Origin of the sequence: Nonomuraea sp. NPDC048892, from assembly GCF_040649735.1 — a bacterium.
GTDB classification, from domain to species: domain Bacteria; phylum Actinomycetota; class Actinomycetes; order Streptosporangiales; family Streptosporangiaceae; genus Nonomuraea; species Nonomuraea maheshkhaliensis.
Map to the genome: position 1 here is coordinate 299,036 of NZ_JBEZFZ010000007.1, position 23,380 is coordinate 322,415.

Here is a 23,380-nt window from a genome sequence, read left to right on the forward strand (position 1 = left end):
ACTATTTCGCCCCAGATATAATCCCTGGGAGGCGACAAAGTGAGGTTTGGCCGGGTGCCGGTGGCCACGGGTCTCGCGTTCGGGCTGATGCTGATCCCCATGGGGGCGGCCACAGCTGACCCCAAACCCACGCTCGCGCAGGCGAAGGCCAAGCTCGACAAGCTCAACGACAAGGCCGACAAGGTCGTCGACCGCTACAACACGGCGACCGAGCGCTACAAGAAGGCCAAGTCCACGTACGGCGAGCTCAACGCGAGCTACAAGCGCAAGCTGGCCACGGTCGCGGACCTGCGGGCCGAGGTCGTCGGCATGGCGGTCTCCAGCTACCAGGCCGGCAACGACGTCACCTCGTGGCCCGGCATCTTCGGCGCGCCCAACCCGCAGGACATGCTCGCCGGGCTGGCCCTGGCCGGGCAGGTCTCGCAGGAGAAGGCCGAGAAGCTGGCGGCCTTCGACCGGGAGAACCGGGGCCTGAAGGTCGAGCGGGGCAAGGCGCAGAAGGCGCTGCAGGACGCCGACAAGGAGCGCGACGGCGTCGAGAAGGAACGCGCGGAGATCCTCAAGCTGATCAAGGATCAGAAGAAGCTGCTGGAGAAGCTGGGGGCCTACAACCCGGGCAACCCCAACAGCGTGGGCCTGAAGTACACCGGCCCCGCCTCCGGCAGCGCGGCGGCGGTGCTGCGGTTCGCGTTCGCACAGGTGGGCAAGCCGTACCGGTTCGGTGCCACGGGGCCGAGCTCGTACGACTGCTCGGGGCTGACCCAGGCGGCCTGGCGGGCGGCCGGGGTCTCGCTGCCCCGTACGACGTGGCAGCAGTGGGCGTGGGGAGCCAACCGCAAGGTGGACCTCAAGTCGCTGCAGCCCGGTGACCTCATCTTCAGCGCGGGGCTCGGGCACGTCAGCATCTACGCGGGCAACGGGCAGATCGTGCACGCGCCGCAGACGGGTGACGTCGTCAAGGTGGTCAAGCTCTCGTCGTACGGCAGCACGCTGGTGGGGGCCGTGCGTCCGTAGCGCCGGTTTCCGATCCCGCCGTCCGGCCGCTCTCGGCCGGCGGCGGGATTTTTTCTGCCTCATCCTACTATGGATCATCGTTCGTGAGACGGAGTCGCGTTCTGGAATGCCTTGTGGCCTGTGTTGATGCCTACGGCCGCCGCCGTACATATCCGGAAATCTGCCGTGACCCTCCCTTAAGGCGGGCACAAGCCTCGGGAGCGCTCCCAGGTCCCGAACGCGTGATTTAAACGGGAAATCTGTGACATAAGCGACAACTTGGACCTGACAATCTTGGGCCCGCTCAAGTGTGAGCAGGGTCACACTTCCATAACATAACCTGGTGTTCCAGCAGGGGTTTCGAATCTGACAAAGTCCTCTGTCTGATCTTTACAGCCGGGCTCACGCTTTGCCGATCCTTGAACTTTCGGCGTAGCTTCTGGCGTCGTCGCGGTGCACAAGCCATGGCCCCGCGAACCCGCATCGGTCCCCTCTCGATGTGCGACAGATAGAAATCCGCCGGTCGTTCCCCGATATCCCCATGTCATTTCATCGGGGCTTCGACCTGCCGAATCCGTGCAGCCAGGAGGCACGGAGCCGGGGACCCAGCGATCCCACGTTTCCCCAGGGATCAGGGGTGAATCGGCGCGCTTATCGCGCCGTAGGGCGACTTCCAGGCCCGAATCCGTCAGCTAACCCGGTAGGCGTTCGTGGAAGACACAAGGAGAAATCCTGTCCAGCTCCCTGCATAACCCCCGTCTGTCCCGCCTTGCCCTGAGTGGCGTAGCGCTCACCATGACCGTGACGGCCGGAGGTTCCATCCTCCTTGCCCCAACGGCTCAGGCGGAGACGACGAGCGAATCGACCGTCACGACGGTGAAGGCGGAAACCACCGCCAAGACCTCGAAGAAGGTCACGGCCGCCCAGCGAAGGGCAGCCAAGGTCGCTCGGCAGCAAACGAAGGCCCGCAAGGCCGTCGCCGTGGCCAAGAACCAGATCGGTGACCCGTACCGATACGGAGCCACAGGACCTGGTTCGTTTGACTGCTCCGGTCTCGTCCAGTTCGCCTGGAAGAGAGCCGGAGTGAAGCTCCCGCGGGTGGCGAGCAGCCAGTTCGCCCGCATCAGGAACAAGATCTCCTGGCGGCGGTTGAAGCCCGGTGATCTCATGTTCTTCAACGGGCTCGGCCACGTCGGCATGTACGTCGGCAAGGGCAAGATGATCCACTCGCCTCGGACAGGCGAACGGGTGCGCATCGACAAGCTGGGCGGTTGGCGCCGGTCGTCATTCGTCGGCGCGGTCCGTCCCGGCATGTGAAGAAGCCCCGCCCGGATCCACGGAAAGCCTTCCCGGATCCGGACGGGGCTCTCGCACGTCCAAGGCGCCTCTCACACGTCCAGGGCCGCCCCCGGCCCGTCCCCGGCCCTCACGGCGCACCTACGGCCACCCGCGAGGCACGCCAGGGCACGTTCAGGATCCCCATGGCACGTCCGTGTCACCCTGTGGGGCCGGGCGGCCGGAACGGCGGTGTGGACCGGCCCGCGTGGGCGGCGGCGGATCGGCCGGGATGAAGTCCGTGCGGGTCCGGCTACGATCGGGCTTCGTGTCCGAGCAGGTGAGCCGACGAGCCGTGGTGGCCTGCCTGCTGCTCATCGCCTCCGGCGGCGCGCCGCTCCACGACTCCCCGATCCTTCCCCCGGAGGCGCGCGACCTCTGGCCGGGCCGCGGCACGGTGATCCGCCGCGGACGGCTCTCCACGGTCGTGGGCCCCGGCGACGGCAGCGGTGGCGGCAGCGGCGGTGAAGACGCCCGCGGCGCTGCAGGCGACGACAAGGGCGGCGGCAAGGACGGCGACGGCAGCGGTGGCGACGGGCTGGAGGAGCTGGCGGCGAGGGCCGACAGGGCCGGGCTCAGGGTCGCCCGGGTGCTCGGCCGGCCGGTGCGCCCGCTGGTGATCGTGCCGGACTCCGCCCGGGACGCCGCCCGCCTGGCGCGGGTGGCCCGGGTCGACGGGCTGGCCGCGCTGGCCGACGGCGGGCGCGTGATCGTCGTTCCCGAGCTCTTCGCCACCCTCACCCCCACCGGCAAGGACGTGGTGCTCGCCCACGAGCTTACCCACGTCACAGCGGGCACCGACGGGCTCCCGATCTGGCTGTACGAAGGGTTCGCCGACTACGTGGGCTACCGCGACGCCGGGCTGCCCGTGACGACCATCGCCGCCGAACTGGCCGCCGAGGTACGCGCGGGACGCCTGCCGGACGCGCTGCCCGGCCCCGCGGACTTCGCGGCGGACGGCCGGGACCCGGCGCGGCCGGCGCGCGCGTACCAGGAGGCGTGGCTGGCGTGTCGCTTCCTCGCCGACCGGTTCGGCGAGGAGACCCTGGTGAGGCTCTACCGCGCGGCCAGGACGACCGGCGCCGACCGGGCGCTCGCCGCGCGAGGACTCACGGCCGCCACACTGACGGCACGGTGGCGCGCGTACGTGCGGGATCAGCTCGGGTGAAGGGGAGCCAGATGAGCGAACGGCAGGACACGGAGGACTCACCGAGGCAGGACGAGCCCCCGGACGGCGCCACGACGGCGGTGACCGCCACGAACCCACCCGGCCCCGGCGACACCACCCCCGCCCCGGAACCCGCCCCAGGGCCCAGCCCAGGGTCTGGAGAGACGCGTGACAGGCCGGACGGAGGGGAGGAGGGAGCTGTGGGGGAGCGGGAGCCGGATTCCGACAGCGGCCTCAGGCGGCCGGCGGCGATCACGCTCGTGCTGCTCGGCCTCGCCGTCCTGGCCGTGGCCGTGTTCAGCACGCCGTGGCAGGCGCTGATCGGCGGCCCGCCGGACCCGTCCCGCGACTTCACCGCCGCCCAGATCGCGAAGGCGCGCGCGTTCGACGCGGCCACCAGCCTGCCCGCCTACCTCTCGCTCGCCCTCACGCTCGTCTTCGCCGGCCTCCTCGTCGCCACCCCGTTCGGCGCGAAGGTGACAGGGCGGCTGAAAGGCCCGTGGTGGCTGCGGGTGATCCTCGGCGTCGTGCTGATCACCGCGATCACCGAGCTGGTCAGGTGGCCGCTGGGCGTCTGGTACGAGACGATCCTGCGCGACTACGGCCTGTCGGTCCAGAACTGGTCGAGCTGGGCGGGGGACCGGCTGAAGAGCATGGGCGTGGAGGCGTTCCTGCTCTGCGTGATGCTGCTGGCCCTGATGGCGCTGGCCCGCAGGGTCAGGCGCTGGTGGATCCCGGCGGCGGCGGGCGCGTTCGCGCTGACGGTGGCGGCGTCGTTCGTCTATCCGGTGGTGTTCGAGCCGATCTTCAACGACTTCACCCCGATGCGGCCGGGCCCGCTCCGCACCGAGCTGCTTGAGCTGGCCGAGCGCGACCGGGTGCCGGTCGAGGACGTGCTGGTGGCCGACGCCTCGCGCAGGACGACGGCGCTCAACGCGTACGTGTCCGGCTTCGGCGCCACCCGGCGCATCGTCGTCTACGACACGCTGCTGCGGGCGCCCGAGCGCGAGGTCGCGCTGGTCGTCGCGCATGAGCTCGGCCACGCCAAGCACGACGACGTGCTGCACGGCACGCTTCTCGGCGCGCTCGGGTCGGGGCTGGGCGTGATCGTGCTGTTCCTGCTGTTCGGCACGGTACGGCGGCGCACCGGCGTCACCTCGATCACCGACCCCCGCGCGGCCGGCGCGCTCATGGGCCTGATCACCCTCGGCTCGGTGCTCCTCGGCCCCGCCCAGAACCTGATCAGCCGGCACGTCGAGGCCAGGGCCGACACGCACGCGCTCGACCTCACGCGGGACCCGGCCACGTTCGTGGCCATGCAGAAACGCCTCGCATTGACCAATATTTCCGACTTGTCGCCGGATGCGGTGGAATATGTGCTCTATGCCTCCCATCCCTCCGCCCCCCAGCGCATCGCGCTGGCCCGCGCCTGGGCCGAGCTGAACGGCGTCCGGCGACCGTGACCCACCCCGCGAGCGGCCGGCCGCACAGCGTGCTCTTCGTCACGAACGACTTCCCGCCCAGGCCGGGCGGCATCCAGTCGTTCGTGCACGGGCTGGCGCTGCGTACGCGGGACGCGGTGGTCTACGCCCCCGCCTGGCCGGGCTGCGCGGAGTTCGACCGGCGCCAGCCGTACCAGGTGGTCCGGCATCCGACGCGGCTGATGCTGCCCACCCCGGCCGTCGCCCGCACGGCGGCCGGGCTCGTGGCCGAGCACGGCGCGCGGACCGTCGTGTTCGGGGCGGCGGCCCCGCTCGGGCTGCTCGCCCCCCGCCTGCGCGCGGCCGGCGCGCGGCGCGTGGTGATGCTCACCCACGGCCACGAGGCGTCGTGGGCGAGCGCGCCGGGCTTCCGCTCGGTGCTGCGCAGGATCGGCGCGCACGCCGACGTCGTGACCTACCTCGGCGACTACACCCGCGAACGGCTGATCGCCGCCGTTCCGGAGGCCAAGCTCGTCCGGCTCGCGCCCGGCGTGGACGTCGAGCAGTTCCACCCCGGCGCGGCCCCGCCCGGTCTGCGGGCCGCGCTCGGCCTGGCCGGCCGGCCCGTGGTCGTGTGCGTGTCGCGCCTGGTGCCGCGCAAGGGCCAGGACCAGCTCATCAGAGCCTGGCCCCACGTGCTGCGCTCGGTGCCGGACGCGGTGCTGCTGCTCGTGGGCGGTGGCCCGTACCGGCGGACGCTGGAGCGCCTGGCGGCCGGGCGGGAGTCGATCAGGTTCACCGGCACGGTTCCGGCGGCGAGCCTGCCCGGCTACTACGCGGTGGCGGACGTGTTCGCGATGCCGTGCCGTACCCGGCTGAAAGGGGTGGACGTGGAGGGGCTCGGGATCGTGTTCCTGGAGGCGTCCGCGAGCGGGCTGCCTGTGGTGGCGGGCGCGTCCGGCGGCGCGCCGGACGCGGTGCGGCCCGGCGACACCGGGCTCGTGGTCGACGGCGAGAACACGGGAGAGGTGGCCCAGGCCGTCGTGGAGCTGCTGAGCGACCCCGCCAAGGCCCGCAAGCTGGGCCGGGGCGGGCGCGACTGGATCACCCGCGAGTGGGCCTGGGACCAGGTGGCCGCCCGCTTCCACGCTTTGCTCTAGCCCCCTCTAACCCTTCGTCGAGCCCAGCGTCAGCCCCGCCACGAACTGCTTGTGCAGCAACTGGAAGACGATCAGCGTCGGCAGCGCCACCAGCATCGACCCGGCGGCCAGCAGGTTGTAGTCGGTGAAGAACTGGCCGCGCAGGTTGTTCAGCGCCGAGGTGACGGGCAGCTTGTCGCCCGACGACATCAGCACCAGCGCCCACAGGAAGTCGTTGTACATCCAGGTGAACTGCAGCGTCGACAGCGCCGCCAGCACCGGCCGGCACAGCGGCAGCGTCAGCCGCCAGTACCGCTTCCACACCCCGGCCCCGTCCACCAGCGCCGCCTCGGTGATCTCCTCGGGGATCGTGCGCATGAAGTTCGCCATCACGAACACGCAGAAGCCGAACTGGAAGGCCACGTGGATGAGGATCAACCCCAGGTAGGAGTCGTAGAGCGACTGCGAGTCCGACAGCCATCCGGGCAGCGGGACGAGCGTGTAGAACGTGTACAGCGGGGTGATGAGCACCTGCGGCGGCAGCAGGTTGCCCGCGGTGAAGACGATCAGCAGGACCTTGCGCCCCGGCACGCGCAGCCGGGCGATCGCGAACGCCGTGAACGAGGCCAGGAAGAGCGTCACCACCACGCCGGGCACCACGATGATCAGCGTGTTCAGGTAGTAGCGCGGCAGCTCGGCCTGCGTCCACGCCTGTACGTAGTAGTCGAGCGTGAGGTGTTCCGGCATCGAGACGTAGCCGAGCCTGGCGGTCTCCTCGTACGGCCGTACCGACGCGTACACGGCGAGCGCCAGCGGCAGCAGCCATCCCAGCGCCACCAGCCCCAGGAAGACGTGCAGCAGGACCCGCAGCGGCCGGACCGGACGCCGCGGCGCGGCGGGCCCCTCCTGGGCCGGGGGAGCGGCGGCGGGGGCGGTGAGCGTCATCGCTCCTCCCTGAACAGCTGCGACAGGTACGTGACGATGAACCCGATCGAGATCGCCAGCAGGATCACCGCGATCGCCGAGCCGAACCCGATCCTGCTGGCCTCGCCCACGATGTTCTCCGTGACGAGCACCGACAGCAGCTCAAGCCCGTTCCTGCCCTTGTTGATGGCGTAGACGACGTCGAACGCCCGCAGCGCCTCGATCACCGTGATGACCAGCACGATCACGTTCACCGGCCGCAGCGTCGGGAACACCACCCGGAAGAACGCCTGCCGCTCGCTGGCCCCGTCGATCGCCGCCGCCTCCTTCAGCGCCGGATCGACCGCCTTCAGCCCCGCCAGATAGATGATCATGACGTAGCCCACGTGCCGCCAGGCCGCCGCGACCATGACCACCCAGATGTTGATGGAACTGTCGCCCAGCCAGTCCACGCTCAGCCCGGTCACCGCGTTCAGCACGCCGTAGTCGGAGGAGTAGACGAGCTGCGCGATGAAGCCGACCACGGCCAGCGACAGCACGACCGGCATGTAGAGCGCGCTCTGGTAGAACCGCGACAGCCGCAGCCGCCGATCCAGCAGCACCGCGCAGAACAGCCCGAACGGCGTCGCGACCAGCCCCAGGAAGCCCAGCCACAGCACGTTGTTGCGGACCGCCGACCAGAACGGCGGATACTCGGCCGACAGGTCGTGGTAGTTCCGGCCGCCGACCCACTCGATCGGCCCGATGCCGTTCCAGTCGGTGCCGGAGAGCCCGACGGAGGCCAGCGTGGGCCCCCAGATGAGGCCCACGTTGACGACGATGGCCACCCCCAGCCCGATGACCAGGACGGTCACGTCGCGGGCGGAGTAGCGACGGGTCTTGACGGCCATCAGCGGAAGATGTTCGCCTTCTGCTTCTCGATGCTCGTCAGCAAAGAGTCGATCTCGTTCGGCTCGCCGACGAACGACTGCAGCGACGGGATCATCACCGTGGAGGCGAAGTCGGGCCGCGTGTCACGGTCGAGGAACTGCGCGATGTGCGTGGCCTTCGACACCAGCTCCGCGCCGCGCTTCTGCAGGGCGCTGTAGCCGGAGGTGTCGGCCTTCGAGCTGGCCGCCAGCGTGCCGGGGTCGAGCCCGGTGGCGATGTTCTGCGAGGCGGGCTGGGCGAAGTGCTTGAGCAGCGCCTTGGCGCCCTCGACGTTCTTGGCCTTGGCGGAGATCATGTAGCCGTCGATGGGGGCGTCGATCGAGTCGGTCCCGTACGCCGGGTTGATCTCGGGGAAGGTGAAGAAGTCGAGGTCGTCGCGGTCGGCCTCGGGGAACTGCTGGGCGACGAACATCCCGAGCAGGTACATCCCGGTCTTCTTCTGCGCCAGCGACTGCCCGGCCTCCTGCCACGTACGGCCCAGCGCCGCCGGCTGGTGGAACTCCATCAGCCCCCGCCAGGTGTCGAACACCTGCCTGACCCGCGGATCCGTCCACGACTCCTTGCCGGCCATGAGCGAGACGTGGAAGTCGTAGCCGTTGGTGCGCAGGTTGAGGATGTCGAACGTGCCCATCGCCGGCCAGCCGTCCTTGTCGGCGAACGCGATCGGGATGAGCCCGTCGGCCCGCATCTTCCTGGCCAGCGCGGTGAACTCGTCGAGCGTGGCGGGCGGCGTGTAGCCCTTCTCCTGCCACACGCTCTTGCGGTAGAAGACGGCCCACGGATAGTACGTGAACGGGATGAAGTACTGCTTGCCGTCGACCCCGGTCGACTGGTCCTTGAACGCCTGCGTGTAGTTGCCGCCGATCTCCTGCCACACGTCCGAGATGTCGGTGGCCAGCCCCTGCTCGGCGAAGAACTGCATGCGGTAGCCGGCGAACCAGGTGAAGACGTCTTCCGGCGTGCCGCGCAGGTAGCGGTTGATGTTCTCCTGGAAGGTGTTGTGGTCGACCGTGTTGATCCTGGTCGTGGCCTGGGTGAAGCCCTTGATCACGGTGTCGAGGCTCTTCTTCGGGATCTCGTCGGAGGCGTTCGAGCCGATCGTGACCGTGCCCAGATCGCCGCCCGTCCGTCCGGGGGCGGGAGCGGGGGCGTCCGAGCCGCACCCGACCAGTAAGGCGGGCACGCCGAACGTGGCGGCGGCCCCGAGCAGGAGATCGCGGCGGGTGATCGGCGAACGTTGGGCCATGATGGTTCCTCCTTGCCGGACCCTTCAGATTCCCCCGAGTTCCCTCACCTTCTTTCATCAGAAATCGAACATTTCCCACTGTCAACGCACGGTTTCGGAACGAATGCCCGAGAGCGGTGCTGTCGGACTCGGGTCACGAAGACGGGCGGGCCCTGTCGGAACCTGTTGAGATCCGGCCGCCTCGCCGCTCACCCTCCCGGCCGGCCGGCGCCTCCTGAGGCATGCGAAGAGGGCGGGCCGCGTACGTGGCCCGCCCTCTTCGTAACCTCGCGGCTACATCCTCACGGTCAGTTGACGTCGAGCTTGCGCTGGATGGCGATGAGGATGTTCATCATCTCCAGCTGGCCCTTATGCAGGCTGGAGATCTGTCCGTCGACCTTGTCGAACCCCGCGTCGACCTTGGTCTCGAGCTGGTCGAACTTGGTCTCGAGGCTCCCGACCCTGACACCGAGCTGGTCGAACTTGGTCTCGAGGCTCCCGACCCTGACACCGAGCTGGTCGAACTTGGTCTCGAGGCTCCCGACCCTGACACCGAGCTGATCGACCGCGGTCTCGAGACGCCCGACCCTGGCATCGAGCTTCTGGACCGTTCCATTCAGGTTCTTGACCTGGTTGGAGACGCCGTTGATGCGGCGGGTGAGGTCTTCGCCCATCATGATCTGGTCGGTGCGGGTCTGGACGAACTCGTTGTGAATCTTGGTGGCGAACTTGACGCCGAGTTCCTCGATGTTGTCTTCCTTGATACTCACGATTGAATCCTCTACCTTTGTAGGTAGGGACCGGGGATTCAGTACATCTCCGGTCCCGTGCTTTTCTTTGCCACGAGGATACACCGGAAATCGGCGCCGGAAGGGGGGAATCGAATGGAGATTCCCCTGTTCGGAAGGTGTAAAGCGGACCCAATTCGGAAGAATCCGCTTTTGTTGTGGCGGCTTATTCGTGAGGGAATTTCAGATTTTATCCGCGCCCATGCCCGCAAATGGGACGCTGGGTTTTTCTTGGGGACCTAGCGCCCCTCGTACAACCTGTCGATCTCGCCGGAGAAGTCCCGCATCACCACGTTGCGCTTCACCTTGAGCGTCGGCGTCAGATGCCCGCTCTCCTCCGTGATGTCCGCGTCCAGGATCACGAACTTCTTGATCTGCTCGGCCTTGGACACCATCAGGTTGGCCCGGTCCACGGCCCCCTGGATCTCGGCCTGGACCTGAGGGTCCGTCCGCAGCCCCGCCACGGTGGAGCCGGCCGGCACGGCCTCGGGGTCGAGCGTGATCAGGGCCGCGACGAACGGCCGCCCGTCACCCACGATCATGGCCTGGGAGATCAGCGGATGCGCGCGCAGCGCGTCCTCGAGCGGGCCCGGCGCCACGTTCTTGCCCGCCGCCGTCACCAGGATCTCCTTCTTGCGCCCGGTGATCCGCAGGTAGCCGTCGGCGTCGAGCTCCCCCAGGTCGCCCGTGTGGAACCAGCCCTCGGAGTCGATCACGTCGTCGGTGGCGGCGTCGTTGTGCCAGTAGCCGGAGAAGACGTTGCGGCCCTTGGCCAGGATCTCCCCGTCGTCGCCGATGCGCAGCGTGACGCCGGGCAGCGGCTTGCCCACGGTGCCGATCTTGTTGGCGCCGGGCATGTTGACCGAGACGGGAGCCGAGGTCTCGGTCAGGCCGTACCCCTCGAAGACCTCGATGCCGACGCCCTTGAAGAAGTGGCCGAGCCGTTCGCCCAGCGCGGAGCCGCCGGACACCGCCGCCGAGAGCCGGCCGCCGGTGGCCGCGCGCAGCTTGGAGTAGACCAGCCTGTCGAAGACCGCCCGCTGAACCCGCAGCCCGAGCGGCGCGCCACCCGCGCTCTCCGCCTTGCTCCAGGCCACCGCCACGTCCACCGCGCGGGCGAAGATCTTGCCCTTGCCGCCGGAGATGGCCTTCTGCTCGGCGCTGTTGTAGACCTTCTCGAACACGCGCGGCACGCCCAGCAGGAACGTCGGCTTGAAGTCCTGGAGGTCGGGGGCGACGTTCTTCATGTTGGGCGTGTGCGCGATGATCGCGCCCGCCTCGAACAGCACCACCTGGATCATGCGGGCGAAGATGTGGGCCAGGGGCAGGAACAGCAGCGCCGCCGGGTCCTTCCTGGCGAACAGCGGCTCCAGCGGCCCGCGCAGCACGTTGAGCGCGGTGAACAGCAGGTTGTCGTGGGTGATCCGGCAGCCCTTGGGCCGGCCCGTGGTGCCGGAGGTGTAGACGATCGTGGCCAGGTCGGACGAGGTGACCTGCCGCCTGCGCTCGTCGAGATCGGCGTCGGTGACGGCACCGGTCTCCAGCTCGGCGTCCACCCGCCACACCGACTTCAGCCCTGGCGCGGCCTCCTTGACGGTCTCCTCGTGCGCGTCCAGCTCGACGAACGCCGCCTTGGCCTCGCTGTCCTCCAGGATCCATCTGACCTGCTCGACGGAGGAGGTCTCGTAGATCGGCACGGTCACCGCGCCGGCGGCCCAGATGGCGTAGTCGACCAGCGTCCACTCGTAGCGCGTACGCGACATGAGCGCGACCCTGTCACCGTGGCCGATGCCCGCCGCGATCAGCCCCTTGGCCACCGCGGCCACCTGGTCGCGGAACTCGGCGGCTGTGACGACGGGCCAGCCGTCGCCGACCTTGCGGCGCATCACCACGGCGCCCGGCTCCTGCTCCGCCCGGCGGAAGACGGTGTCGGCCAGACCCGCGGACGCAGGCACGTCGACCAGGACGGGGACGCTGTACTCGCGCACGAACTCAACTCCTCTTCGGGGACGGCCTGGACGTTACCGGCTGAAGTTACGCACCGGTAGCTCCGTCATTGAGGCGTTATGAAGGCCATTTCTCACGCTAGCAGCAGCGGCTCTTAGGATTTCCCTCATGAGGGTCCATGTCGTCAGCGACGTCCACGGCAGAGCCGACGCACTGGCCAGGGCGGGTGACGGGGCGGACGCGCTGATCTGCCTGGGCGACCTGATCCTGTTCATCGACTACGACGACCACGCGCAGGGCATCTTCGCCGACCTGTTCGGCGCCGAGAACGCCGAGCGGTTCATCGCCCTGCGCACGGCCAAGCGCTTCGACGAGGCCAGGGACATGTCGGCGCGGCTGTGGGCGACGCTCGACGGCGATCCGCGCGAGCACATCGAGCGCAACGTCCGCACCCAGTACGCCACCCTCTTCGCCGCCATGCCCACCCCCGCCTACCTCACCTACGGCAACGTGGACATCCCGCGCCTGTGGTCCGACTACCTCAGGCCCGGCCACCGGGTGCTCGACGGCGAGGTGGCGGAGATCGGCGGCCTGCGGTTCGGGTTCGTGGGCGGCGGGCTCAAGACGCCCTACCGCACGCCGTACGAGATCGGCGACGAAGAGTACGCCGCCAAGGTCGAGGCCGTCGGAGAGGTGGACGTGCTGTGCTGCCACATCCCGCCGGCCCTGCCCGAGCTGCTCTACGACGTGGTGGCCAGGAGGTTCGAGCGCGGCAGCGAGGCGACGCTGGAGGCGATCAGGCGCACCCAGCCGCGCTACGCCCTGTTCGGCCACGTGCACAACCCCCTGCACCCACGCGCCAGGATCGGGCGCACCGAGTGCGTGAACGTGGGTCACTTCCGCGGAAAGGGCATCCCGTATGCCATGGAATGGTGATCTGGCCGCCACCTCCACGGGTCCGCCGCGACCGGTGGTTTGTGCACTACGGTGTTCGCATGGCTGATCGCACCACTTCGAGCACCACCATCGGCGCCGGCCGCGCCGAGGTCATGGCGGTCATCGCGGACTTCCCCTCCTACCCGCAGTGGGCGGGGCAGGTGAAGAGCGCGGAGGTCCTCACCCGCGACGAGGACGGCCGGCCGCGCACGGTCCGCTTCGCGCTGGACGCCGGCCCGATCAGCGACTCCTACACCCTCGCCTACGCCTGGCAGGGCGACGAGGGCGTCAGCTGGCAGGTGGCGGAGCCGGGGAAGATGGTCTCCGAGCTCAAGGGAAGTTACCGGCTGGCCGGCGCGGGCAGTGACACCGAGGTGACATACGAGCTGACGGTCGATCTCAGCGTCCCCATGATCGGCCTGATCAAGCGCAAGGCGGAGAAAGTGATCGTGGACACCGCGCTCAAGGGCCTCAAGAAGCGCGTCGAAGGCCGCTGACTTGAGCCCGCGCGTCCTGCTCTTCACCGGTAAGGGCGGCGTCGGCAAGACGACGGCCGCCGCCGCGACCGCCACGCTCGCGGCCCGCCGCGGCCTCAAGACGCTCATCGTCTCCACCGACACCGCCCACTCGCTGGCCGACGCGCTCGCGGTCGAGCCGGGCGAGATCGCGCCCGGCCTGCATCTGCACCAGGTGGACACGCAGAAGACGCTGGAGCGCCACTGGGGCGAGCTGCGCGACTACACCAGAGGCGTACTGGGCGAGCTGGGCCTCGACGAGATCACCTCGGAGGAGATCACCGTCCTGCCCGGCGCCGAGGAGGTCATCGCCCTGCTGGAGCTGCGCGAGCACGCCCGCGAGGGCCGCTGGGACGTGATCGTGGTCGACTGCGCGCCCACCGCCGAGACGCTGCGGCTGCTGGCCCTGCCCGAGGCGCTCGACTGGCACGTCTCCAGGCTCATGCCGGTCGGGCGCAAGGTCCTGCGGCTGGTCTCGCCGTTCGTGCGCAGCGTGGCCCACGTGAGCGCGCCCGGCGAGGACGTCGTCAACGCGGGCGAGCGCTTCCACCGCGGCCTCATGGAGGTGCGCGAGCTGCTGACCGGCGACCACGCCTCCGTCCGGCTCGTGCTCACCCCCGAGGCCGTGGTGCTCGCCGAGGCCAGGCGCACCCTGACCTCGCTCAGCCTGTACGGCTACCGCGTCGACGCCGTCGTCGCCAACCGGGTCTTCCCGGCCGGAGGCGCCGACGAGTGGCGCGCCCAGTGGGTGGCGGCGCAGTCGCGCCTGCTGTCCGAGGCGGAGCAGTCGTTCGCGCCGCTGCCCATCCACGTGGTGCCCTACCTGCCCGCCGAGCCCGTGGGCAAGGACGCGCTGGCCGAGGTCGGCACCGCGATGTACGGCGACGCCGACCCGTTCGCCCCCCACTCCGTCGAGCCGCCGCTGCGGATGAGCGCGGACGAGCTGTCGCTGGCCCTGCCGGGCGCCGGTCGCGAGGACGTCGACCTGGCCCGCAAGGGCGACGAGCTCATCGTCACCGCGGGCCCGTACCGCAGGATCCTGGCGCTGCCCGCGGCGCTGGCCCGCAGGAAGATCAGCGGCGCCGCGCTGCGCGACGGGGTGCTCCGCGTGACCTGGTCCGCGCAGCCGTACGACTCCGGGAGCGAATCCGCGACCTGATGAGTTGAATGGATGAGCGACCCACAAGTCAGGGAGGGCCAGGATGACCGAGAGCAACGACAGAGACACAGGCAGGGACACAGGCAGGGACACCGGCAGGAACAGAAGCGGCGCCGGCGCCGGGGACACCAGGGATCCGATCGGCACGGTGGCCGACGAGGCGCGCAAGCTGTTCGACTCGATCCAGGGCCGGGCGACCCGCCAGGTCGGCAAGACCGTGTTCAACTCCTTCACCGGCGGCGGCGGCCGTAAGGAGCGGGACGTGTGGGAGGAGGCCGTCTCCGAGCCGCACGACGAGTACATCTGCCGCGCCTGCCCGGTCTGCCGGGCGATCGCGGCGCAGCGCGAATCCGGCGGCGACGTGACCGGGCACCTGGTGGCCGCGGGCGGTGAGCTGTTCGCCGCCTTCCGCGGCGCGCTCGACGCGCTGAGCAGGCCCGCCACGCGCGACAGCAGGCCGCGCGACGACCGCGACCGCGACGGACGCGATCGCGGCGACGTGGAACACATAGATCTGGGATAGAGGAGACACGGGGCATGCTCACGATCGGTGTCGACATCGGCGGGACCAAGGTGGCCGCCGGCGTGGTCGACGACAGTGGCGAGATCGTCGAACACACGCTGAGGCCCACCGCCGCCGACCGGCCGGACGTGGTGGCCGAGACGGTGGCCGACGTCGTTCGCGAGCTCTCGCAGGGCAGGGACATCGAGGCCGTCGGCGTCGGGGCGGCCGGGTTCGTGGACGAGACCCGGTCGATGGTGCGCTTCGCGCCCAACCTGGCCTGGCGCGAGGAGCCGCTGCAGAAGAAGATCAGCGGCATGGTCGGCCTGCCGGTCGTGATCGAGAACGACGCCAACGCCATGGCCTGGGGCGAGACCCGGTTCGGCGCCGGCAGGGGCCAGTCCCACGTGGTCTGCATCACGCTCGGCACCGGCATCGGCGGCGGCCTGGTCTTCGACGGCGCACTCTTCCGCGGCCGCTGGGGCATGGGCGCCGAGCTGGGCCACATGCAGGTGCTGCCCGGCGGGCGCCAGTGCGGGTGCGGCAACGTCGGCTGCTGGGAGCAGTACGCCAGCGGCCAGGCCCTGGTCAAGGACGCCAGGGAGATCGCCGAGGCGGAGCCGGAGCGGGCCCGCACCCTGCTCGGCCTGGCCGGCGGCAAGATCGAGGGCGAGGAGGTCACCGAGGCCGCCCGGCTGGGCGACGAGGCCTCGCTGGCCGCCTTCCGCAGCCTGGGCGACTGGCTCGGGCAGGGCATGGCCGACCTGGCCGCCATCCTCGACCCCGGCTGCTTCATCGTCGGAGGCGGGGTCTCCCGCGCCGCCGACCTGTTCATCGACCGGGCCAGGGAGGCGTTCGGCGAGCGGATCACCGGCAGGGGGCACCGCCCGCTGGCCGAGATCAAGCTGGCCGAGCTGGGCGCCTCGGCCGGGGTGGTGGGCGCGGCCGACCTGGCCAGGCGGCGCTAGAGCCGCCGCCCGCACGTGACGATCAGGATCGCGACCTACAACGTCCACGGGATGCGCGACGACGTCCCCGCGCTGGGCCGGGTCCTGGCCGCCGCGCGCGCCGACGTGGTGTGCGTGCAGGAGGCGCCCAGGTTCGGCCGCTGGCGGGCCAGGCGCGCGGCCCTGGCCGCCGCGGCGGGGCTCGCCGTGGCCACCCCCGCCAGGACCGGCGGAGTGGCCGTGCTGACCGGCCGGCGCGTGCGCGTGCTGCACGCCGAGAGCCACGCGCTGCGCTCCTTCCTCGGTCTGGAGCGGCGCGGGCTGGCCGTCGCCGTGGTGCGCGCCGAGGGGGCGTGCCTGGCCGTCGGCTCGCTCCACCTCGACCTGCACCAGGCGGCCAGGTCGCACCACGCCGCCGAGGCGATGGCGATCATGGAGAGTGTGGCGGCCCGCCACGACGCCGCGATCGTGCTGGCCGGCGACATCAACGAGCGCGCCCACCAGCCGGCCTGGCGTTACCTGGCCGGCCGGCTGGCCGACTGCTACGCCGTCGCGCCGAAAGGCGACGGGCTGACCTTCCCCGCCGACCGGCCGTCCGCCAGGATCGACGCCGTCTTCGCCGCGCGCGAGACGAGCGTCCTGTCGTGCGGGGGAGTGGACGCGCCGAGCGCCGATCTCGCCGGGGCCAGCGACCATCTGCCTGTCGCCGCGGAGTTGCGAGTTGGGCACTAGAGGGCAGAACAGGCTGTCCAGCCCGTAGCATTTCCTCATGACCCGTCGCTCTCAGCGGCGTGCGCTCTCCTTGATCTTGGCGACGTCCGTGGCCTTGACGCAGGTCACGCCCGCCGCGCATGCCGATCCCCGTCCCGCCCAGAGCGAGGCCCAGGTTGAGGCATGGCAGCAGTCGACCAGCGTCCGCCTCCAGCCCGACGGCTCCCTGTCCGACGTGCTGGCGATCTCTCCCACCGACGTGTGGGCGGTCGGACAGCAGGAGATCTGGGACGTCTGGAAGAACCGCGGCACCATCCGCCACTGGGACGGCAGCAGGTGGTCCGAGGTCAGCGTGCGCGACGCCACGGCCGCGGGCAACCTGCGCGGGCTGGCCGCCGCGTCGACGTCCGACGTGTGGGCGGTCGGCGACGGGCACGACGGGGTGCCCTACCTCGCCCACGGCGACACCGGCGGGTTCGACCGGCTCCGGCCGCAGGCGCTGCGGGCGGGAGACTGGCTCGGCGGCATCGACGCCAAGTCCGGCAAGGTCGTGGCGGTCGGCAGCCGCGAGCGCCAGGCCCTCATCCTCACCGGCCAGGGCAGCACCTGGAGCGCGCAGCAGACCAAGGAGAAGGGCGCGCTCTACGCGGTGGCGGGCGGGTTCGCGGTCGGCGACACCGGCACCGGGCCGCTGATCATGCACAGCTCCGGCGGCACGTGGAAGTCCATGCCGGTGCCGTCCGTCCCCGGCGGCTACCTGCGCGACCTTCAGGTCGACAACTCCAAGCGGGCGCTGGCCGTGGGCGGCGTCTACCGCGGGCCCGGCGAGATCTCACCGCTCGCGCTGGCCTGGAACGGCAAGCGCTGGCGCCGGCTGCGGCTGCCCGGCGCCGAGGCCAGGATCTACGGGGTGACCGGCGACGGCAAGGGCCGCTACTGGATGACCGGCTACGATCCCTCCCGGGCCGCGGAGCCGTTCATGACGCGCTGCGAGAAGGGGCGCTGCGAGGTCATCAGGGGCGAGGCCAAGAAGGGCAGGAGCAGCGTACGGCTGCAGGCCGTGACCTATCTGGCCGGCAAGGGCACGGTGTGGGCGGTGGGGCACGCGGTCGACAAGGCCGACCGCTACACCGACGTGGTGGAGACGTTCGCCCCCAAGACGACCACCCAGAAATCCTGAGCGGCCGCGAGACAGTCCTGAGCGGCCGCGAGACAGTCCTGGGCGGTCGCGAGACCGCCCGGCCCGGCGGTGGCGGTGGCGTTCAGAGGACCGCGCCGCAGTTCCAGGGCGCGTTCCGGAGGACCGCGCCGTTGTTCCAGAACGGGTTCAGAGGACCGCGCCGTCGTCCCAGCCCGAGTCGTTCGGCGGGCCGTCGCCCATGCGCACCACGAGTGCCACGAACCCGCCGATGAACGCCGCCACCGCGGTGAACAGCGCCCAGCCCTCCATGTGCCAGCTGGCCATCGCCGCGACCAGGAGGTAGGCGGGGCCGCCGAACAGCGCCACCCACGCCAGCTTGGTCGCCAGGTCGACCTTGGGCAGCGGAGGCGGCGGCGGGGGCTCGAAGTGCCCCTCGTCCTCCTCGTCGTCGTCCCGGCCGGTGGGGTCGTCCTCGGGATCGTGGCCGGCCGCGTCGCCGCCTTCCGGGTGCTCCGGCGGCTTGACCACCCGGCGGATCGGCTCGGCGGGGACGTTTTCGCTGTCCGGCCATGGCTGGTCGGCCGAGTCACGCTCGGCTGTGTCGTTGAAGGACGCGACGATCTGCCGCCAGACCTCGTCCTCGTCACTCTGGGGCGTCACCTAGATGGGCCTCTCCGCAGCGATCGCGACTTCCCCCTGGGTGCGATCAGTCCCTCTGCAAGGGTACCGAGGCATGTGTCCGGATGAAGTCGAGGCTACCGGCAAAGATCCTGTCGGCATCGTTGTCCAGCGTCGCAACATGGTAGCTATCGGTAAGCTCCTCGATCGTGGCCTGCGGGACCTTCGCACGGATGATCGCGACACTCGCGGGCTTGACCACATGGTCCTCCGTGCTGTGGAAGACCAGCAGCGGTTGTGTCACCTTCGCCAGGTCGGCCTGCACCAGCGACCACAGGCCGGGCAGCGAGGCCGCCGCCTTCACCGGGGTGCGGGTGTAGGCCAGCTCTCTCACGCCGGGCTTCTTGACGTCGTTGGCGACGCCGGGGACCGACGCGACGAACCACTTGAGCAGGGGCGCCAGCCGCAGCAGCGGCACGTCGAGCGTGATCGACGGGTTGACCACCATCACGCCTCTGATGGCCGCGCCGTGCACCTCGGCGAGTCGCAGCGCCAGGCAGCCGCCCAGCGACAGCCCCGCCACGAACACCTCCGCGCACCGGCCCTGGAGGTCCGCGAACGCCTTCTCCACCTCGGCGTACCAGTCCTCCCAGCGGGTCCGGTTCATCTCCTGCCACCTGGTGCCGTGCCCGGGCTGGCGGGGCAGCGAGACGCTGACCCCGTGCCCGGCCAGGTACTCGGCCCACGGTCGCAGCGACTGCGGCGTCCCGGTGAAACCGTGGCACAACAACACGCCGATCTGACCTGCGTCGTGGTGGTAGGGCTCCGCGCCTGGCATGAGCGGCATAACAGCTCCTCTGTGCTGTTTCATTCCGGCTATTTCCTCCAGAACGGCCCGATCGTCGCATGTTTCGAGGTGTTTGTGCGAGAGGTGATGTAGGAGCATGGCCGTCGAGGTGGGAAGATGACTCTGCCCGCCGGTGGATGACGGCCGGACGAAGTGCCCGCATGACGACGTGCGCAGGAAGAGGTGCCAGGTGTTCTACTGGGTGGTCAAGGCCATCTTGGGGCCGTTCCTCCACCTCGTGTTCAGGCCGTGGACCGAGGGCGCCGACAACGTGCCGAAGCAGGGGCCCGCGATCCTGGCCGGCAACCACCTGTCGTTCGCCGATCACTTCTTCGGCCCGCTGCAGATCCGCCGCAAGGTCATCTCGCTGGGCAAGGCCGACTACTTCACCGGCAGCGGCGTCAAGGGCTTCTTCACCCGGCTGTTCTTCAGCGGGGTCGGCACCGTGCCGATCGACCGTTCAGGGGGCAAGGCCAGCGAGGCGGCCCTGCGCACCGGGCTGCGCATCCTGCGCGAGGGCAACATCCTGGGCATCTACCCCGAGGGCACGCGCTCGCCCGACGGCCGCCTCTACAAGGGCAAGACCGGCGTGGCCCGGCTCGCGCTGGAGTCGAGGGTGCCGGTGATCCCGTGGGCGATGGTCAACACCTACGAGATGATGCCGCCAGGGCGGCTGCTGCCCAAGCTGGGCATCCGGCCGGGCGTGAAGTTCGGCAAGCCGCTCGACTTCTCCCGCTACTACGGCATGGAGGACGACCGGCTGGTGCTGCGCGCGGTGACCGACGAGATCATGTACGCGCTGATGGAGCTGTCGGGGCAGGAATACGTCGACAAGTACGCCGCCAGCGCCAAGGTCGAGATGGAGCGCGCCGCCCGCGCCGCGGCCGCCAAGCACTAGGGCTCCGGTCACACGGAGGAGCGTAAGGCCTCCTCCGTCTTGCGCATCGCGCTCGTCATGGCGCGCAGCTCCTCGCGGCTGAGCCGGTCGATCAGATATTCGCGCACGACCTCCAGGTGGCCGGGCGCCACCCGGTCCAGGCAGCTCATGCCCGCCTCGGTGAGCACCGCCAGCACGCCGCGGTCGTCGGACGGGCAGGTCTCCCGCCTCACCAGACCGGCCTTCTCCAGCTGGGTGATCTGGTACGTCAGCGCGCTCTTCGACGACACGACGCCCCTGGCCAGCTCCGTCATGCGCAGCCGGCGGCCGGGGGCGTCGGCGAGCCGCACCAGGATCTCGTACTGCGGGTGCGTGAGCCCCGCGGCGGCCTTGAGCTGCTCCTCGATGCGCCGTTCGAGGAGATGAGAGGTGGACAGGAAGGCGCGCCACGCCGCCATCTCGGTCGCGTCCAGCCAGCGGGGGTCTGTCCGGGGGTCCGTCACCGCATCAGTGTACTGTCGTTCGAATTTGAACGACCACTGCTAGAGTTGTCGTTCAAATTCAAACAATCATCGAGGAGAGCGCATGGTGGATCAGGTGCGTCCCGTCGTCCTGCTGCTCGCCAGGATCGCCGTCGGGGTGATCTTCCTGGTGCACGGTTACCAGAAGTTCGCGACCATGGGGATCGCGGGCACGACCAAGTTCTTCGAGTCCGTCGGCATCCCGCTGGCCGGCCTGGCGGCTCCGGCCGTGGCCGTCCTGGAGATCGCCGGTGGGCTGGCGCTGATCCTGGGCGTGGCGCTGCCCGTCGCGGGCGCGCTGCTGGCCCTCGACATGATCGGCGCGATCGTCTTCGTCCACGGCGCCAACGGGCTGGCGGGCGAGGGAGGCTACGAGTTCGTGCTGGCCCTGGCCGCGGCCAGCCTGGCCGTCGGGTTCACGGGGGGCGGCGCCTTCGCCCTCGACCGCGTATTCGATCGCCGCCGCGGCACCGCCCCGGCCATCGCGTAGCCACCGGCCATCGCTGCCCAGGACCCGCGCACCCACCGTGCGCGGGCTCTTGCGGTGGCCCGCCGGTTGCGCGCGGGGTCTTGCCATGCGCCCGCCGGCGGGTCAGGTCAGGCGGGCGCGGATCTGGGCGATGTGTTCGGGGGTCGTACGGCAGCAGCCGCCGATCAGCGACGCGCCCGCCCGCTGCCACTCCACGGCGGCCACGCCGAACTCCACCGGGTCGGCCAGGCCCAGCCAGCGACGGCCGGCCGCGTCCCACGTCTCGCCCGAGTTCGGGTAGACCACGACGGGCAGGCGGCCGGACAGGCACGAGATCAGCCCGGGCAGGTGGCGGGGCGCCGTACAGTTCGCGCCGACGGCCACCACCTGCGGATTGCCCGTGAACAGCGCGGCGGCCCGCCGGATCGGCGTGCCGTCGTTGAGCCGCTCGCCGTCGCGGCAGGAGAAGCTCACCCACGCCTTCACCTCGGGCGTGCTCCGCAGCAGCCTGGCCAGCGCCCGCGCCTCGGGGTAGGACGGGATCGTCTCGCAGGCCAGCAGGTCGGCCCCGGCCGCCGCCAGGATCTCCCAGCGCGGCAGGTGCCAGGCGTACAGGCCGTCCTCGTCGAGGTCGTAGTCGCCGGTGTATTCGGCGCCGTTGGCCAGATAGGCGCCGTACGGGCCCACCGAGGCCGCCACCAGCCCCCGCCCCGCCTCGTCCCGGGCCTGCCCCGCCAGCTCGACCGACAGCCGCAGCAGCCGCGCCGCCTCGGCCGCGTCCAGACCGCGCCGCGCGAATCCCGGCAGTGAGGCCTGGTAGCTGGCCGTGGTGGCCACGTCGGCGCCGGCCGCGAAGAAGTCGGCGTGCACGCGCCTGATCAGCTCCGGCTCCTCCAGCAGCAGCCGCGCCGACCACAGCTCGTCGCGCAGGTCCGCGCCGAGCCTTTCGAGCTGCGTCGCCAGCCCGCCGTCCAGGACAAGTGTCGTCACTTATTTAGGGTATGTGCGGCCCGAACAGCCCCGGAACGCGGCGATCAGACGACCGGGCAGGCCAGGCCCGTCCGGTGGCGGCACCACCGTGATCGCACGGCACCGCCGGACGCGCGACTCCGGCGATACTCGCGGCGAGAGGTCATGGGGGAGGGGTGGGCAGGGCGGCGAGGTGGGCCAGGAGGTGGGGGTCGAGCACGAGGACCTCGCCCGCGCCGATCTTGATCACGCCCCGCCGTTCGAACCCCCGTAGGGCCCGGTTGACGCTCACCCGTGTCGCCCCGATCTCGGCCCCCAGCCCCGCCTGCCCGCCGTGCAGCGGCACCCGGCCGCCCGCGCAGCGCCGTACCAGCCAGGAGGCCACCCGCGACGGCACGTCCCGCGTCGCCGCGTCCAGCAGCCGTTCGTCGAGATCCCGCACGGTGGCGGCCAGCGTGCGCAGCATCCGCGCCGCCACGGACGGCTCCGAGGCGACCAGTTCCATCACGGCGGCGCGCGGCAGGTAGGCGACCCGCACCGCCGACATGGCCGTGCGCGTGGCCCGGTGCGGCCCGTCCACCAGCAGCGCCGTCTTGTCGAACGCGACCGGCGCCGCCTCGACGGCCAGGACCACCTCCCTGCCCTCCGCGCTCACCCGCCCCGCCTTGACCCGCCCCTCCAGCAGCACGATCAGCTGATCGGCCGGGTCACCCTCCGTGCACAGGACCTGCCCGGCCGCGTACCGCCGCGCGCGGGCCACCGCCTCCAGCGCGCGCAGCCGCTCCTCGCCGAGCCCGCCGAACATGGGCAGGCAGGCCAGTGTGTACGTCATGTATCCCGTGATACACCACCCCCGTGACCCACGATGCTGACCGGCCGGGCCACCGCGCCCTAACGTGACGGGGCATGGCGAGATACGTGCTGCAATTGGCCTTCGACACCGACCCCAGACGACTCGCGGCCCGCCCCGCGCACCGAGAACACCTGCGCCGCCTCAAGGAACAGGGCCGGCTGGTGACCGCCGGCCCTTGGGCCGACGACAGCGGGGCCCTGCACGTGTACGAGGTGGCGGACGAGGCGGAACTGCGGGACATCCTCGGTCAGGACCCGTACACGGCGGTGGACGGCTACGAGATCGTGCTGCTGCGGGAGTGGAGCCCGATCTTGTAGCCGTCCATGTGGTGAGGTCAGCCGCGTTTCAGAGGGGATCGTGCCGTCTGCTGTCGGGTCCGGGCCGAAAGTCATCGTCGGGTCCGTAGACGGCGGTGGACGGCTACAAGGTCGTGCAAGTTGCCCGA

General features: G+C 70.5%; 25 protein-coding genes and 1 riboswitch. Of the genes, 15 read left to right on the forward strand and 10 right to left on the reverse strand.

The features are described from left to right. Window positions 1-39: 39 nt before the first annotated feature. The 5 genes from AB0C28_RS25435 (at window position 40) to AB0C28_RS25455 (ending at window position 6,077) form a co-directional block, all read left to right on the forward strand. Entirely contained in the window at window positions 40-1,014 is a 975-nt protein-coding gene (locus tag AB0C28_RS25435) for a C40 family peptidase (RefSeq protein ID WP_357851921.1), read from the forward strand. A 535-nt stretch (window positions 1,015-1,549) separates the two neighbouring features. After that, window positions 1,550-1,715, forward strand: a riboswitch (cyclic di-AMP (ydaO/yuaA leader). Between the two features lie 73 nt (window positions 1,716-1,788). Next, window positions 1,789-2,310 (forward strand): C40 family peptidase, encoded by a 522-nt coding sequence (locus tag AB0C28_RS25440; RefSeq protein ID WP_357851924.1) that lies wholly within the window; start codon window positions 1,789-1,791, stop codon window positions 2,308-2,310. Window positions 2,311-2,596: 286 nt separating this feature from the next. Beyond that, entirely contained in the window at window positions 2,597-3,496 is a 900-nt protein-coding gene (locus AB0C28_RS25445; protein WP_358077904.1) for a hypothetical protein, read from the forward strand. A gap of 11 nt (window positions 3,497-3,507) precedes the next feature. Next, complete coding sequence (locus AB0C28_RS25450) at window positions 3,508-4,959, forward strand: M48 family metallopeptidase (protein WP_358077907.1); 1,452 nt, start codon at window positions 3,508-3,510, stop codon at window positions 4,957-4,959. Continuing rightward, the gene (locus AB0C28_RS25455; protein WP_357851933.1) at window positions 4,956-6,077 is read left to right on the forward strand and encodes a glycosyltransferase family 4 protein; all 1,122 of its coding nucleotides are present in this window, start codon (window positions 4,956-4,958) and stop codon (window positions 6,075-6,077) included. The genes AB0C28_RS25450 and AB0C28_RS25455 overlap by 4 nt, the downstream gene beginning before the upstream one ends. A 6-nt stretch (window positions 6,078-6,083) precedes the next feature. Here the strand turns inward: AB0C28_RS25455 and AB0C28_RS25460 are convergent, their stop codons facing one another. The 5 genes from AB0C28_RS25460 to AB0C28_RS25480 form a co-directional block, all read right to left on the reverse strand. Then, on the reverse strand, window positions 6,084-7,001 hold the full coding sequence (locus tag AB0C28_RS25460; RefSeq protein ID WP_357851936.1) for a carbohydrate ABC transporter permease: 918 nt from the start codon (window positions 6,999-7,001) through the stop codon (window positions 6,084-6,086). Beyond that, window positions 6,998-7,870, reverse strand: a complete 873-nt coding sequence (locus AB0C28_RS25465; RefSeq protein ID WP_357851939.1) for a sugar ABC transporter permease — start codon at window positions 7,868-7,870, stop codon at window positions 6,998-7,000. Before AB0C28_RS25465 ends, AB0C28_RS25460 begins: the two co-directional genes overlap by 4 nt. Then, window positions 7,870-9,156: an ABC transporter substrate-binding protein gene (locus tag AB0C28_RS25470; RefSeq protein WP_357851941.1), complete on the reverse strand. Its 1,287-nt coding sequence runs from the start codon at window positions 9,154-9,156 to the stop codon at window positions 7,870-7,872. The genes AB0C28_RS25465 and AB0C28_RS25470 overlap by 1 nt, the downstream gene beginning before the upstream one ends. 287 nt (window positions 9,157-9,443) lie before the next feature. Then, a complete protein-coding gene (locus AB0C28_RS25475) occupies window positions 9,444-9,905 on the reverse strand; it encodes a hypothetical protein (RefSeq protein ID WP_358077910.1) in 462 nt (153 codons plus the stop codon). Between the two features lie 257 nt (window positions 9,906-10,162). Then, window positions 10,163-11,911, reverse strand: a complete 1,749-nt coding sequence (locus tag AB0C28_RS25480) for an AMP-dependent synthetase/ligase (RefSeq protein WP_358077913.1) — start codon at window positions 11,909-11,911, stop codon at window positions 10,163-10,165. 127 nt (window positions 11,912-12,038) lie between these two features. Between AB0C28_RS25480 and AB0C28_RS25485 the strand changes: the two genes are divergently transcribed. Genes AB0C28_RS25485 through AB0C28_RS25515 form a run of 7 tightly spaced genes read left to right on the forward strand, consistent with a single transcriptional unit; the run spans window position 12,039 to window position 17,820 of the window. After that, window positions 12,039-12,806: a metallophosphoesterase gene (locus AB0C28_RS25485; RefSeq protein WP_357851950.1), complete on the forward strand. Its 768-nt coding sequence runs from the start codon at window positions 12,039-12,041 to the stop codon at window positions 12,804-12,806. 59 nt (window positions 12,807-12,865) lie between these two features. Then, complete coding sequence (locus AB0C28_RS25490) at window positions 12,866-13,303, forward strand: SRPBCC family protein (RefSeq protein WP_346112605.1); 438 nt, start codon at window positions 12,866-12,868, stop codon at window positions 13,301-13,303. A 1-nt stretch (window position 13,304) separates the two neighbouring features. Further along, entirely contained in the window at window positions 13,305-14,480 is a 1,176-nt protein-coding gene (locus tag AB0C28_RS25495; protein WP_358077916.1) for an ArsA family ATPase, read from the forward strand. Window positions 14,481-14,523: 43 nt separating this feature from the next. Then, window positions 14,524-15,003, forward strand: coding sequence for a DUF5304 family protein (locus AB0C28_RS25500; RefSeq protein ID WP_357851956.1), 480 nt, complete (start codon window positions 14,524-14,526; stop codon window positions 15,001-15,003). Window positions 15,004-15,017: 14 nt separating this feature from the next. Beyond that, entirely contained in the window at window positions 15,018-15,950 is a 933-nt protein-coding gene (locus AB0C28_RS25505; RefSeq protein ID WP_357851959.1) for an ROK family glucokinase, read from the forward strand. A 15-nt stretch (window positions 15,951-15,965) separates the two neighbouring features. Beyond that, window positions 15,966-16,661, forward strand: a complete 696-nt coding sequence (locus AB0C28_RS25510; RefSeq protein WP_357851962.1) for an endonuclease/exonuclease/phosphatase family protein — start codon at window positions 15,966-15,968, stop codon at window positions 16,659-16,661. Between the two features lie 37 nt (window positions 16,662-16,698). Further along, the gene (locus AB0C28_RS25515) at window positions 16,699-17,820 is read left to right on the forward strand and encodes a hypothetical protein (RefSeq protein ID WP_357851965.1); all 1,122 of its coding nucleotides are present in this window, start codon (window positions 16,699-16,701) and stop codon (window positions 17,818-17,820) included. A gap of 147 nt (window positions 17,821-17,967) precedes the next feature. Here AB0C28_RS25515 and AB0C28_RS25520 read toward each other — a convergent pair whose 3' ends face one another. Then, on the reverse strand, window positions 17,968-18,441 hold the full coding sequence (locus tag AB0C28_RS25520; protein WP_357851968.1) for a hypothetical protein: 474 nt from the start codon (window positions 18,439-18,441) through the stop codon (window positions 17,968-17,970). A 46-nt stretch (window positions 18,442-18,487) separates the two neighbouring features. Beyond that, window positions 18,488-19,246: an alpha/beta fold hydrolase gene (locus AB0C28_RS25525; RefSeq protein ID WP_346112612.1), complete on the reverse strand. Its 759-nt coding sequence runs from the start codon at window positions 19,244-19,246 to the stop codon at window positions 18,488-18,490. Window positions 19,247-19,436: 190 nt separating this feature from the next. On the opposite strand from AB0C28_RS25525, the gene AB0C28_RS25530 reads away from it, so the two are divergent. Continuing rightward, window positions 19,437-20,144: a lysophospholipid acyltransferase family protein gene (locus tag AB0C28_RS25530; protein WP_346112630.1), complete on the forward strand. Its 708-nt coding sequence runs from the start codon at window positions 19,437-19,439 to the stop codon at window positions 20,142-20,144. Window positions 20,145-20,152: 8 nt separating this feature from the next. Here AB0C28_RS25530 and AB0C28_RS25535 read toward each other — a convergent pair whose 3' ends face one another. Next, window positions 20,153-20,626, reverse strand: coding sequence for a MarR family transcriptional regulator (locus tag AB0C28_RS25535; protein ID WP_357851971.1), 474 nt, complete (start codon window positions 20,624-20,626; stop codon window positions 20,153-20,155). 82 nt (window positions 20,627-20,708) lie between these two features. Between AB0C28_RS25535 and AB0C28_RS25540 the strand changes: the two genes are divergently transcribed. Beyond that, window positions 20,709-21,134, forward strand: a complete 426-nt coding sequence (locus AB0C28_RS25540) for a DoxX family protein (protein WP_346112614.1) — start codon at window positions 20,709-20,711, stop codon at window positions 21,132-21,134. A gap of 102 nt (window positions 21,135-21,236) precedes the next feature. Here AB0C28_RS25540 and mmuM read toward each other — a convergent pair whose 3' ends face one another. Both mmuM and AB0C28_RS25550 read right to left on the reverse strand, forming a co-directional pair. After that, the gene (gene mmuM / locus AB0C28_RS25545; protein ID WP_357851974.1) at window positions 21,237-22,103 is read right to left on the reverse strand and encodes a homocysteine S-methyltransferase; all 867 of its coding nucleotides are present in this window, start codon (window positions 22,101-22,103) and stop codon (window positions 21,237-21,239) included. Window positions 22,104-22,245: 142 nt separating this feature from the next. Further along, window positions 22,246-22,914: a Crp/Fnr family transcriptional regulator gene (locus tag AB0C28_RS25550; RefSeq protein ID WP_357851977.1), complete on the reverse strand. Its 669-nt coding sequence runs from the start codon at window positions 22,912-22,914 to the stop codon at window positions 22,246-22,248. Window positions 22,915-22,988: 74 nt separating this feature from the next. Between AB0C28_RS25550 and AB0C28_RS25555 the strand changes: the two genes are divergently transcribed. Next, window positions 22,989-23,252, forward strand: coding sequence for a YciI family protein (locus AB0C28_RS25555; protein ID WP_357851980.1), 264 nt, complete (start codon window positions 22,989-22,991; stop codon window positions 23,250-23,252). The last annotated feature ends 128 nt before the right edge of the window (window positions 23,253-23,380 follow it).